General features: G+C 48.2%; 8 protein-coding genes. 7 read left to right on the forward strand and 1 reads right to left on the reverse strand.

From position 1 onward, the window contains the following. The first annotated feature begins 29 nt into the window (after positions 1 to 29). On the forward strand, positions 30 to 1247 hold the full coding sequence (locus ACE3MQ_RS04260) for a response regulator transcription factor (RefSeq protein WP_379390981.1): 1218 nt from the start codon (positions 30 to 32) through the stop codon (positions 1245 to 1247). Here ACE3MQ_RS04260 and ACE3MQ_RS04265 read toward each other — a convergent pair. After that, positions 1217 to 2968 (reverse strand): cache domain-containing sensor histidine kinase, encoded by a 1752-nt coding sequence (locus ACE3MQ_RS04265; RefSeq protein WP_379390983.1) that lies wholly within the window; start codon positions 2966 to 2968, stop codon positions 1217 to 1219. The genes ACE3MQ_RS04260 and ACE3MQ_RS04265 overlap by 31 nt on opposite strands. A 204-nt stretch (positions 2969 to 3172) precedes the next feature. On the opposite strand from ACE3MQ_RS04265, the gene ACE3MQ_RS04270 reads away from it, so the two are divergent. From ACE3MQ_RS04270 to ACE3MQ_RS04295, 6 genes are all read left to right on the forward strand, one after another. Next, complete coding sequence (locus ACE3MQ_RS04270; RefSeq protein WP_379390985.1) at positions 3173 to 7399, forward strand: NPCBM/NEW2 domain-containing protein; 4227 nt, start codon at positions 3173 to 3175, stop codon at positions 7397 to 7399. 116 nt (positions 7400 to 7515) lie between these two features. Continuing rightward, entirely contained in the window at positions 7516 to 8820 is a 1305-nt protein-coding gene (locus ACE3MQ_RS04275) for an ABC transporter substrate-binding protein (protein ID WP_379390987.1), read from the forward strand. 137 nt (positions 8821 to 8957) lie between these two features. Further along, positions 8958 to 9836 carry a carbohydrate ABC transporter permease gene (locus tag ACE3MQ_RS04280; protein WP_379390989.1) on the forward strand — a complete coding sequence of 293 codons (879 nt, stop codon included), beginning with the start codon at positions 8958 to 8960 and terminating at the stop codon, positions 9834 to 9836. Further along, positions 9836 to 10654: a carbohydrate ABC transporter permease gene (locus ACE3MQ_RS04285; RefSeq protein ID WP_379390991.1), complete on the forward strand. Its 819-nt coding sequence runs from the start codon at positions 9836 to 9838 to the stop codon at positions 10652 to 10654. The genes ACE3MQ_RS04280 and ACE3MQ_RS04285 overlap by 1 nt, the downstream gene beginning before the upstream one ends. Before the next feature lie 287 nt (positions 10655 to 10941). After that, the gene (locus ACE3MQ_RS04290) at positions 10942 to 11757 is read left to right on the forward strand and encodes a nucleotidyltransferase (RefSeq protein ID WP_379390993.1); all 816 of its coding nucleotides are present in this window, start codon (positions 10942 to 10944) and stop codon (positions 11755 to 11757) included. A 562-nt stretch (positions 11758 to 12319) separates the two neighbouring features. After that, positions 12320 to 12859 (forward strand): CueP family metal-binding protein, encoded by a 540-nt coding sequence (locus tag ACE3MQ_RS04295; protein WP_379390995.1) that lies wholly within the window; start codon positions 12320 to 12322, stop codon positions 12857 to 12859. The last annotated feature ends 67 nt before the right edge of the window (positions 12860 to 12926 follow it).

Here is a 12926-nt window from a genome sequence, read left to right on the forward strand (position 1 = left end):
GGTTACATAACTACCAGGGAAGTGATGACATGAGGGCGATTATCGCTGATGATGAGAAGCTGGCCCGCAGTACATTGCGGAGCATGCTGAACGAACTGGATTCGGGCTTGGAGATTGTGGGAGAAGCGAAGGACGGCGGGGAACTGGCGGAAATGATGGAGGCCAACCGCGTGGATATTGTGTTTGTCGATATCAAAATGCCGGTCATGAGCGGGTTGGAGGTAGTCCAGCGGTTCAGGGAAAGCAGCTCGAATACGCAATTCCTGATTTTATCCGGCTATTCCGAGTTCGAATATGCGAGGGAGGCGCTCCGACTTAACGCGATCGATTACTTATTGAAGCCGGTCGATTTGGATGAATTGGCACTAAGCCTGAAGAAGGCGAAGGAGCGATATATTATTCAAATCCGGGCAGGGAATTCCGAATTCGCGAATATTCTGGCCTCTTTGGTATACATGACTCGATCAATTGAAGATATCCCCGAATATTCCGTTTATAAGGATTGGGTATTTTCCTTGGGATGCTTCACGTTCAGCGGAACATTGACGGAATCGCAAAAAAAGCTCGAAGAATGCCGTATTCAGCAGGAAATTCGCGATTATGCGGATCTTCGATTCCTTTGTGCGGAATATCGGGTGTCGATGCTGATTTTACCGAACGGGTATTTTGTCCAAGTCATAGGGATGGATCCTCGGTTAGCCGAGAAAGGGAAGAAGGTGCTGGAGGATTACTGGAATCATACAGTACAAGGCAGAATCGCGAACAATACCATTTCTTTCAAGGTTTCGTTAAATACCTTTAGCGATATGTCGTTTCGATCGGTAACCAAAAAATTGCTAGATTTGGCGGAAACTAATGGAGACGTAGATTCGGATTTCGGAGACAAAAAGGACGAGGAAGAATCTCTTCATATTGTGGATAAGGTTGTCGCCTTCGTTGAGAATAATTATATGAAGGATATAGGCATCGGGCAAATCGCCTATGATTTGGAGGTCACTCCGAATTATTTAAGCTCATTGTTCCATAGAAGGCAGGGGGTCACCTTCATGAAATTCCTGACCAAAATACGTATGGAACGGGCCAAGGAAATTCTTGAACATAACCCCCATATCAAAATTTACGAGGTGGCGGAGCAGGTCGGTTATTATACCACTCGTCATTTTACTAAATTATTCAAGGAGTACTTTAATTGTTATCCTTCTGAATTACGGGACGGTCAACTCATGGAAAGCGTGTCGGAGCAGTGAATGGTAAGCGTGATCTTTGTTCCGACGTCCTGGATCGAGAACACGTCCATCGTTGCGGCGGGATAGGCCATCTCCAGCCTGTCCCGCACGTTTTGAAATCCTACGCTGGTCTGCTTCCGAAGCTTATCGGCGGCAAAGCCAACGCCGTTATCCTCGACAATGAGCCGGATCTTGCTTCCCTGGCCCTGCTGTTTTTCCGATTCGGCGCGAATCCGGATAAGGCAGCTCTTGGTGCAGGGCTCCACCCCGTGCACAATGGCGTTCTCCATCAGCGGTTGCAGCAGCAGCTTAGGAATCCGGAAGGATTCCAGCTCGGGATCGCACCATATGGATAAATCCAGTCGTTCCTGAAAACGCAGCTTCTGCAATTCCCCGTACCTCGATAAAAATTGAAACTCCTCCTTTAACGTCACCCAATCTCTAAACTCCAATGAATAACGGAGCATGCTGCTCAAGGATACAATGGCTTTCTCCAGTTCTTTGGTCTGCCCCTCCCGATTCAGGCCGACCAGCCCGTTAAGGGTGTTATACAGGAAATGAGGCTGGATTTGGCTCTGAAGAGCGCGATATTCCGCTTCTTTCTTGGCGAGCCCTGTCCGGTATTCCCGGATAATCGTGTCGTTCAGCCGGGTAATCATTTCATCGAGAGCCTGCCCGAGTTGGGCGATTTCGTCCCTTCCTTTCGGTTTGACCCTCTTGTCCATATCACCGTCCCTGACTCTCCCCATGATCGTCATCATTCGGCGAATCGGATTGACGACGGACAGGGAGAGATAAGCGTACAGCAGTGAGGTCAGGGTCAAACCGCCGAATGTGAACAAACAGGCCATAATGTATAGCCAACGGACTTTGGATTGAATTTCTTTATGCGACATCAACAGGACGATCTCCCACCCTGAGGAGGGGATCGTTTTCTTCACCAGTACATACTTGTCTCCGCCACTTTCGACGAATTCGGGATGACGGCCGATTTGGATTTCCATATCGCGGGGAACCGGTTTGCTCGAATACAGCAGCTTCTGATTACTGTCAAAGATGGTGATGACGGAGTTGACCTCGAAATGAATGTCCTGAACAATTTCGCTCAGGATGCCCGTATCGGCGTCTGCCATGATCACCGCGAGTGGTTTTTGCGAGTCCGGATCTTTAATCAGACGGGCAACGGAGAAGACCTCTCCCTCCGAAGGAGAGATCAGATAGTTTCGCTGGTGAGGGCTTATGAAGGTGGCCTCGCCATTCCGAGCCAGCGCTTGCTTGTACCAGTCCTGCTCTGCAAAAGGAAAATCGGGAATGTGCACAGAAGGCCCCTTTTTGTCGGTAACATATACGGAATTGTCAAAAGGCAGCAGGACGGTTCCAAGGATATCACTGCGCGTATTCTGGAACATGATCAGCAGCGTTTCCTGTAGTGTCCGATCTGCCTGCAGCTTATTATAGTCGGTTAAGGTATCGGTCAACGGATTCAACTTCAGCTTCAGTGTCTGCATAATGTTGTCGTGGAGAAATGGAGCGAGTGTCAGCCGCTCCAACTCATCCAGATACGTTTCAATATTGTGCGACATGGCAGTCAGCGTTCCCTCTGTCAATGTCTGCTTTTCCTTGGACAGCATCGATTGATAGTAGAAGGGGATCACCAGTCCAATCAGTAGGACGGGAATGACGGTAGTCAACAGGAACAGGAGAGTTATTTTGAAACGGAGACTGTGATTTCTGGCTTTCATGCGGCGTTTCACTCCTTCGGCTGGCTCCGCTTGCTTTTGCCCGTTATTTTTTTCGAATGGATGATAACTTCGGCAGGTAGCCGTTTTTCTCCTTCCGAGTGTAGAAATGACCGCTTAGAGTGTAGTTTCGAGTCATTTTGTAAGCGCATACCTAATGATAACCTGTAAATGAGCCGGATTACGAAAAGGGGGTATTTAAGCGCAATGAACAAAGCAAAGAGGAGGATTTCGGGATTTCTGGCCTTCGTGCTCGGGCTTTCTTGCCTTGGCATAACCGCCACCGACCACCGGGTTTCCGCAGATTCACAAGCAGCTTCCTATCAGGAAGCATACGTAAGCGACCTGGACTGGTCCTCGATCAAACACGGAAAGGTCAAAACGCAGAAGGATCAAATCGCTGCGGCCAACCCCACGAGCAAAAAGATGAAGATGAACGGGGTGACCTACGAGAAAGGGCTGGGCACCCACGCCGATTCCAAGATCACCTACCAAATCAACGGCGAGTATGAACGTTTCACCTCCGTGATCGGAATCGACGACGAAGCGCTCAATAACAGCAAGCTGCCTACCAATGTCGTTTTTGCCGTGTACGGGGACGGAAACAAACTTTATGAAAGTCCGCATTTTACTGCAAAGCCGTACGTTGCGCCTCTGACAATTGACGTGGACGTATCGGGGGTGAACGAATTGTCGCTGGAGGTTAATGGCCATGCGGCTGGCTCCAACCCGCAGACAACCTCGTATGCGGATTGGGCAGAAGCCCGTCTGAGCTTGGGCGATCCGTCCGAACGGACAACGGCTTCGCTTGCCTCATCCATCCGCACCATCGCGCAGCCGGAGAAGGGGCAGACCATTTTAAGTCTCCCGTTCGTTCCGGAAGGGTTCACCATTGAAATCGCTTCATCGGATCGGGAAGACATTATTCCAAAGGATGCCCAGATTTTTCCGATCGCTTCCGATGTGAAGGTAACCCTGGTCTTGCTTGTGACCAAGCTCGCCAATGGCGAGACTGCCGCTACGGTTCCGCTTGAGGTGCTGGTGCCGGGGGTTCAGGCTACCGAAACAGCCAACAAAACCGCTCTGCAGGCAGAGCTGTCCAATGCACAAGCTTATTATGACAACGCGGTTGAAGGGACGGAGGTCGGACAATATCCCACGGGCGCAAAAGAAGAACTTCGGGGGGCCATCGCCAAGGCCACATCCGTTTACGAGGACGTAAACGCCAGCCAATACGTGGTCAATCAGACGACCGCCGAGCTTCATAAGGCCGTGCTCTCGTTCCTGGCCAAAGCCATTGCCGGTGAAGGAGAAACGCTGGAGTCCGTAAGCTTGATAAGCGATCGTGCAACTCTGAACCTGGATGGCGCCGCTCAGGTGCGATTGAGCGGGAAGTTGAGCAATGGGGCGGATGCGGATTTGAAAAATGCCTTCGTCAAATATTCGGTCAGTAATCCGAATGTGATCGCCTCCGTGGAGCCTACGGAAAACGGGGCAGAGGTGCGGGCAGGAACAAAGCTGAGTTCCCCTGGAACCGCTTCTTTAACGGCCACCGTCACACTGGGCGGTGTCACTCGAACAGCCGAGCTGCCGTTTAAGGTGCAATTCGCGGCCGATCAGCCGTTTCAACATGAATATCATCAAACGCTGACCATGAAAATGTTCATGGCCGAAAATAACGGCACGGTCAAGATGACCTTTGAACAAGCATTAGAAGCCGTGAAGAAGATCGACCATCTTACTCGGGGCATTCCGAAGATCATTTATCTTGTAGGCTGGCAATTTGATGGTCATGACACCGGCTATCCCGCGCTGAATGTCGTCAATCCTAAGCTGAAGCGGGAGCAGGACGTCAAAGCCGAAGACAGCCTGAAGTGGCTGATGGATGAAGCGTTCAAATACAATACCACGATCAGTCTTCACATCAACATGTTGGACGCGAGCGCGGAAAGTCCGTTATGGAACACCTATCTAGAGAAGGATGTGATCGCAAGAGAAGCTGACGGAAGCTTGAGAAAGTACGTATGGGGTTATCCGATCAGCTTCACTCGGGAATGGGAAGAAGGACTAACCACGAAACGGATCGACGAATTGCTCGAGTTGCTTCCGATTCAACGTGCCGGCACCATTCATATCGATGCTTTTCATCAAAATATTCCTAAGCTCGAAGCCGGGTTCATCAGTCCTTATCATAAAATCACTTCTCAACAGGAAGCCGAGACGCAGAAGAAGATTATCCGTTATTTCCGGGATAAAGGAGTGGACGTAACGGCGGAATTTGATAAAAGCTACCGGGTTGACCCATTGATCGGATTGCAGCCGATGGCCTGGCATATCCGTTGGAGCGCTTCGGAACAGTTTAAGATTCCGGCTTCGCTCTATACCGGCGGGGACGGGGGAGACGAACGGCTTGGAACAGGTATGCTCGGAGAAGGAATTATCAAAAGCGATCCGGTGAATCTAACAGGTTTTATCGATGACTTCGCTTTAAAAACTCTCCCGTGGTATTACCTGAACCGGTTGGATCGGATATCCGATTCGGACGGAACGGTCACTTTTTCGGACGGGGTAACGAGCCACAAAGCGGGTGACGGAAGCCTGGTTATCAAGCGAAAGGGAGAAGCGCTGAGAAACGGGGGAGATATATTTTTCCCGGCAGCGTGGAATGAGAACAAATATAAGGAAATCATCACATACAGCAAATCCGGGTATGAAGGAAAACTCTGGACGCTGCCGGACAATTGGATGGGCGTAGAGTCGCTGGATATTTATGAAATCGGCCAAGAAGGTCTCACTCTCCTTACGCAAGCGGTTCCTGTTCAAAACGGTCAAGTGGGTTTGACGCTGTCCGCCGGACAAGCGGTATCCATTTTCCCGTTCGGCACCGACTTAACGCCGGATCCCGATCCGTTCGCGTTAATCGAGCCGACCAACGGCGATACTTCGGTGGATCCCGCCTCCACGGTGCTTCGCTGGGAACACTCGACTGGTGCGGATCGTTACAGAGTTACCGTATCAGAGAATCCTTCGCTGCAGCCGGCCGTATGGAGTACGGTGACGGAAGAGACGATGGCGAAGGTTGCGGGCCTATCCCATGACAAGGCGTATTATTGGAAGGTTACCGCAATGAAAGGGGATGCCGGCAAGGAAGTGGATAATACGGGCGGCCCTTATTCCTTCAAAACCCGTGCGGCGGCACCTGCTCCGGAAACAGGCGGGGGGAACGGCTCCGGCGGAGAAAGCTCTTCCAGCGGAAGCTCCTCTGGATCGACGGTAACAGGCCCGCCAGGAAACGGAACGAAACAGCCGGATCAGGCGAATGTTCAAGTTTTAACCGATAAGGATCTGGCGTCGTTCAAAGATGATGGGGCCGTAGAAATCCAAGTGCGGGAAGGCGCGGAAGCAATCGTTCTGACTCCGTCCGCACTTCAGAAGCTGAACTCCCGCTCTTTGCTTGTTCGCCAAGGAGGTACGACGATCGAATTCTCCGGGGAAACGTTCAGCCAGTGGATCCAATCTGCATTTCCGAAGTCTGCGGATCATGCAAAGGTGATCCTCAAGCTGAGTCCCTTGTCCCCAGTGGAACAACAGCAGTTTATCGCCGCCAATCCGCTGAAATATGTCAATGTCCAACAAGCGGGAGAATTTATAAAGCTGGGTATTGCTATTGAATCTGGAGGGGTTGCAAAAGAATTAAAACAATGGGAAGAGGGCGTTGTGCTTCGTCTTTCGCTCAGTTCGAGGGACGGAAGCCTGGCCGCTGTCTATACGCTTCAGAACGGCAAATTACAGCGTCTTTCCGGAATTCATTCCGCCGAAGGCAAGCTGGAAGCCGAGATTCGGAGCTCGGGCAGTTATGGGCTGCTGAACGGCTTATCCGCCTTCAAGGATGTCCCCCGGAATCATTGGGCGTTTGAGGCGATATCCTCATTTGCCGCCAAGCAATGGATCAACGGGACGAAGGAAGGTCTTTTTGAACCGGGACGGCCGATTACCCGTGCGGAATTCGTCTTCGTGCTGGCGTCCGCGCTTGAGCTGAGCGGCGGTGGTTCGGCGAATTTTACGGATCTCCCCGCAAACGCTTGGTATGAAAAACAAGTCGGGGCGGCCTTTCAGGCGGGCATTATATCCGGGGTCGACAGCTCCAGCTTCGCACCCGATCGGAGGCTCACCCGCCAGGAAATGGCGGTCATGCTGATGCGTGCTTACGCTGTTGTGCACAAAAGGGGAGAGAGCGCTTCTACAGCGACAGCTGCCGCATTCGACGATGCCAGCCGCATCGCGCCTTGGGCGATGGATGACGTGAAATCGGCTGCGGCGTTGGGAATCCTGAAAGGCCGCGGTTCCCAATTGTTTGAACCGGAGGCTCCGACTACCCGTGCGGAAGCGGTGGCGGCGATTCAGCGGCTGGGAAGCCTCCTTGGGCGTGAATGAATCATTGTAGAAATGGACGCGGAAGACTGTAGTTTTGTAGCGTAGGTAAGGAATCTTAACCGTGATAAAGTGGGATTGTAAACGGTTTATTATAACGATCAAGGGAGGAAGCTGCAATGAAACAGCGCAAGAGATCCGTACTGTTATTTACTGTTCTGGCCTGCGTATTGGCACTTAGTGCCTGCGGCTCGAACGGCGGGAACGGAAAAACGGGCAATGGAGCGGAGGGAGACTCTGGGAACACCGGCTCCGGGAAGGAAATCCGGCTAAATGTGTCTACGAATGTGGTAGGGGAGCAGGCGAAAGTGCTGCAGGAAATCACGGAGAGATTCATGGAAGAAAACCCGGATATCAAAGTGGACTTTAGTGCTCCGGGCAAAGAATATGAAAACATGATGAAGGTCAAAATGGCTTCGAGCGATATGCCCGACGTGTTCGCCACCCATGGCTGGGCCAAACAGCGTTATGGCGAGTTTCTGGAGGATTTGTCAGGGGAAGCCTGGGCCGCGGAAATCAGCGAAGCGATTAAGCCTTCCGTAGCCGACGAGTCCGGAAAAGTCTACGTTCTTCCTATGGATCAGGACAAGTCGGGACCAACTTACAATGTGGATATTCTAAATGAATATGGCATTGAAGTGCCAAGTACTTATGAGGAGCTGCTTGCCGCTTGCGAAATCATAAAAACCAAGAGCGGGGGAAAAGTGATCCCGATTCACATCGGGGGAGCGGATGCTTGGCCGCTCGGCCAGTTCCTTGACTTCTTCGCGACGCCGCTGCTGATCAGCGCAGAAACCAATGAAGGGGAAGCGCTGCTGAACGGCACCTTTGATTGGAACAAATTCGACGTCCTGCCGCAAATGCTGAAAGATTTGCAGGATAAAGGCTATTTGAACAAAGATGTCCTGACGTCGAAATACAGCGATTCCGCGAAGGCTTTTGCCGAAGGGAAGGCTGCTTTCACTGTGATTGGTCCGTATTTCATTGAGGAAGCCCAGAAGATCAACCCGGAATTAAAAGGCGGATTAATGCCGATTCCGTCCATTGTGCCCGGAGATACAGCTACCTTCGCCGGTGGGGAAAAAACAACCTGGGGCGTGTGGAACAAGTCCAAAAATATGGAAGCCGCTAAAAAATATGTAGCTTATTTCGCGAAGCCGGAAAATATCACGCTGGTGGCGAAATCCAATCAACTCCCTCCGGGACTTAACGGAGTGGATATCGACGCGGGGCAACTAACGGAATATTACGAGAAATACAAGGATACGCGCGTGCTGCCGTATTTCGATCGGGTTTACTTGCCGAACGGGATGTGGGACGTCATGTGTAAAAATGGCCAGGATTTATTGTCGGGTGGAATTACGGCCCGAGAATACTCGGAAAATATGAAAAAGGAATTTGAACGCTTAAAAGTTGCAAATTAAGGTCTTGATGTAACGAATCCGTGGCTTTCAATGCTAACGGTATCACGGGGTCTGGTCCCAAGCAGACGATTTTGGGGTTCCAGACCCTAGATTTTTCGATTAATAGAAAGGGAAAATATAAACGGGGATGAGAGCAGATGAGGAAACCTATACGCACGTTGGCTTGGATCAACCTTATGTACTTACCGGCGTTAATCATGTTTGGCTTGTTTATTTTCTATCCATTTATTCAGGGAATTCGGGTATCCTTTACAAATTGGAACGGATATTCGCCGGATTTTCAATGGGTGGGCTTGGAAAAATACAAGGCGTTGCTACAGGATAAAAATGTTCTGATTACGATAAAAAACACGTTTATTTATGGCTTCGGCAGTACGATATTGCAAAATTTTTTCGGGCTTCTGTATGCGATTTTTCTTGACCGAAACTTGAAGGGAAAAGGCATCGTACGAACCATCGTTTATTTGCCAGTGATCATTAGCCCGCTGATTATGGGTTATATATGGTACTTCTTCTTTCAATACGATGGGGGGACGATCAACGATGTGCTCGGCTTGTTCGGCAAGGAAGCGGTGGATTGGCTCGCCAGCGGCAAGGTTGCTGTGTGGATTATTACATTTGTAAATACTTACCAATATATGGGCATTGCGATGATTATTTATTTAGCCGGCTTACAGTCGATTCCGAAAGATTTTTATGAAGCCGCGGACATCGACGGGGCCGGGGGATGGATCAAATTCAAGCGGGTGACGCTGCCGCTGCTGATGCCGTCCATTACCATCAATGTGATCGTGAATATTATCGGGGGTTTGAAATTATTCGACGTAATTATCGCCATGACCAACGGCGGCCCCGGATACGCGTCATCTTCTCTCTCGACGATGATGTACAACCTGTATTTCGCTAGACAGGATGCGGGCTACGCGGCAGCATTAGGCAACGTGATGTTCCTGATGATCGCCGTCATCAGCATCACGGCGTTAATCGCGCTTAGACGGAGAGAGGTGCGATTGTAATGAAGAACATATCAAGGGTCATGAAATACGTCTGTCTTGTTCTAATCGGAGCATTTCATTTAATCCCGTTCTATATATTGTTTAATATGGCGTTTAAATCGTCCGAGGAGACGACCTCCAAATGGAGGTTTCCGGTTCGGGCGACATGGGACAACTTTGCGAATGCTTGGGAGCAAGCCCATCTGGCACGGGCGCTGGGAAACAATTTGATCATTACATTTTTTGCGGTGCTGCTGGTCGTCCTGATCGGAGCGCTAGCTTCTTATCCGCTGGCCCGATTTCAGACTAAATGGAACCAGTTCGTATACATGCTGAGCATCTCCTGTCTGATTGTGCCGGCGCTCACGATTCTGGTGCCATTGTATAAATTTATCGTCGATCTAGGCGGGATCAATACATATTGGGCTGTGATCATGACACAGGTCACATTCTCCCTGCCAATGACGATCTTCTTATTCACTGGCTTTATCAACACGGTTCCCAGAGAACTGGATGAAGCGGGACTGATTGACGGGAGCAGCAGAATCGGCATCTTCTTCCGCATCATTATGCCGCTGCTGAAGCCCATTACGTCAACAGTTATCATTTTGATCGGGCTCCAGGTGTGGAACGACTACCAGTTCTCGATCTTTTTCTTGCAGAAGCCGAGCGTGCAGACAATTCCCGTTGCGCTGTCCCAGTTCATCTCCCAATTTCAGAATCAAGTGAATTGGGTTGCGGCGGGCTGCTTCATCGGCATGCTGCCGATGACCGTCGTATATTTGTTTCTGCAAAAGTATTTCATTAAAGGGATGGCCGACGGAGCGATTAAAGGATAGGACGAAACGATGAGAATACGGAAGGAACAGCCCCTTGCTTTAAGCAAGGGGCTGTTCACGCGATCCCGTGAATGCCAAAAATGAAGTTGACGCGCATTTAGTTTGACAACGCCTAATTAGTCGAGAATTTCGAGTATATTCAAACACGAGTTGATGGAGCAGCGATAAATATGATAGTCTAAAATCGATGTAGATGAAGGGAGCGCTGTATATGTGTTGCTCATGTTGTCCAGTCGTAGATATGCAAACATCTCTTTAAATTAAAATTTAGGAGGTTGTTTGTATAGATGTTATTTCAAGAAAAGTTAATTCATTTGATTAAAGAGAAATGTAAAATTGATCATTGTATTTCGGCATGCATGATGTATGGTTCTTTTACGAAAGGTGAAGGAGACCAATACTCGGATGTTGAGTTTTATATATTTCTCAAAGATGATGAGATTCATGATTTTAAATCTTCAGAATGGATTAAAGATATCGAGTCCTACGATTTACTTTTCTTTAACGAATATGGAACTGAAGTTGTTGTGTTCTCCAATTTAATTAGAGGTGAATTTCACTTCCTTCCAGAGTCTGATATCGAAATTATAAAGTCATTCAAAGACACAGGAGTTTTTCCTGACACAGAATCGATGTTTATTTATGATAGAACCGGTAGATTAAAGGCATGTTTGGATGATCTGGGAGGCGACGGCCCAGTGAGAATGACCCATGGTAATGTCAATTTTGCCTTTAATAACTTTGTGAATGCATGGCTTATGGGTGTGAACGTTTTGAAAAGAGGAGAGCATGCCCGTTCATTAGAGTGCCTCTCCAATGTGCAGAAGTACGTATTACAACTGATCAGAGTTCGAGAAAGAAATGTAGAACGCTGGCTGAACGCGACAAAGAATCTGGAAAGAGATCTATCGGAAAAGGCATATGGCGAGTATGCCTCAATAACTTCAAAATTAGATTCAGAAGATTTATTTAGGGCTTATTCAGCTGCGCTGTGGGTAGTCGAAGATTTAATTCGTGTACTTTCTGATGATTTTCAATTCGATATTGATTTGGATTTTACATGCAAATTACAGACGTATTTAAACGAAGTATTCGGAAACTAAACTAACTATCCATGCAATAAAATTTTTAATCGGTTCAATATGAGGGTACCCTTTTTGGGGTACCTTTTCTTTGTTTCCACACAGAAACTACATAAATAACAGGTACACTAGAAGCAAAGGAGTCAAATATCCAACGAACTTGAATTATTTAGGAGGTGAAAACATGGGCTGTTGTGGAAACCATAACCATGAAGGGCATAAAAATAATGCTGGAAATAATCATGGTGGAAATCAATCGCATAAATGGATGATGGTTCTTTGCGTGCTTCCAATGATATTAGTGCCGATATTGCTTTTTACTAATTCTATCTCCTTATCGTCGGGAAACTCTTGGATGCTATTGTTAGTTTTACTGTGTCCATTGTCTCACTTTGTACTTATGCCCTTACTGATGAGAAAGAAACGCGATCATTAAGTTGTTAGGTTTAAGGAAGTATACTCCTGCACTTCCTTATTAATTCGTCTAGTTGTGTTTATTAGATTATAATAGTTATATTAAAAAAGAAGTTTATACCCAAGAAGATAAAAGAAACAATTTGAAAAGACAGGGGATGAGCACAAGTTGAAGAGGAAGATTCTGATCATTACTGGTTTGTTTATCGTTGCAATAGGGGGGTATATTATTTTTCAAAGCGTTGAAAAGAAAGAGCCTAATGAAATTCAGGCGCAGGATATTAAGAAAATGGTTTATGATTACAGTACTGGTAATATAGAAGGCCAAACCGCTTCAATCACATCCAAGCAGCTCATTGTGAATGACTCGATCGTTTATAAGCTGCCTGAAAATGAGTTTTTCCTTTCCATCGCACCATATATTGAAGAAACCCATCCTTGCGCCATTCACAGCTTGACTGGCTGCCAAGGAGAAATGACAGAAAAAGAGTTTAACGTATACATCGACGACATGGATGGCAACGTGATACTGGATCAAGCATTGAAATCCCAATCTAACGGATTTATAGATCTATGGCTGCCTCGTGACAAAACCTATCGTATTACGATTGAGCACGAGGGGAAACTTGCGGAATCGGAGATTTCCACGTACGAAAACGATAACACCTGCATCACAACTATGCAATTACTGGAGAAAAAAGGAGTCTAGTTGAGATCACGAGAAAACGAATACAGGATCTGTAAAAGCGACCCAGTACCGCATCGGTACTGGTTTT

The organism is Paenibacillus lentus, from assembly GCF_042714055.1.
GTDB classification, from domain to species: domain Bacteria; phylum Bacillota; class Bacilli; order Paenibacillales; family Paenibacillaceae; genus Fontibacillus; species Fontibacillus lentus_A.

Coding starts and splice junctions, on each gene's coding strand:
- ACE3MQ_RS04260 (WP_379390981.1), top strand. CDS start 30: ATGAGGGCGATTATCGCTGATGATGAGAAGCTGGCCCGCAGTACATTG.
- ACE3MQ_RS04265 (WP_379390983.1), bottom strand. CDS start 2,968: ATGAAAGCCAGAAATCACAGTCTCCGTTTCAAAATAACTCTCCTGTTC.
- ACE3MQ_RS04270 (WP_379390985.1), top strand. CDS start 3,173: ATGAACAAAGCAAAGAGGAGGATTTCGGGATTTCTGGCCTTCGTGCTC.
- ACE3MQ_RS04275 (WP_379390987.1), top strand. CDS start 7,516: ATGAAACAGCGCAAGAGATCCGTACTGTTATTTACTGTTCTGGCCTGC.
- ACE3MQ_RS04280 (WP_379390989.1), top strand. CDS start 8,958: ATGAGGAAACCTATACGCACGTTGGCTTGGATCAACCTTATGTACTTA.
- ACE3MQ_RS04285 (WP_379390991.1), top strand. CDS start 9,836: ATGAAGAACATATCAAGGGTCATGAAATACGTCTGTCTTGTTCTAATC.
- ACE3MQ_RS04290 (WP_379390993.1), top strand. CDS start 10,942: ATGTTATTTCAAGAAAAGTTAATTCATTTGATTAAAGAGAAATGTAAA.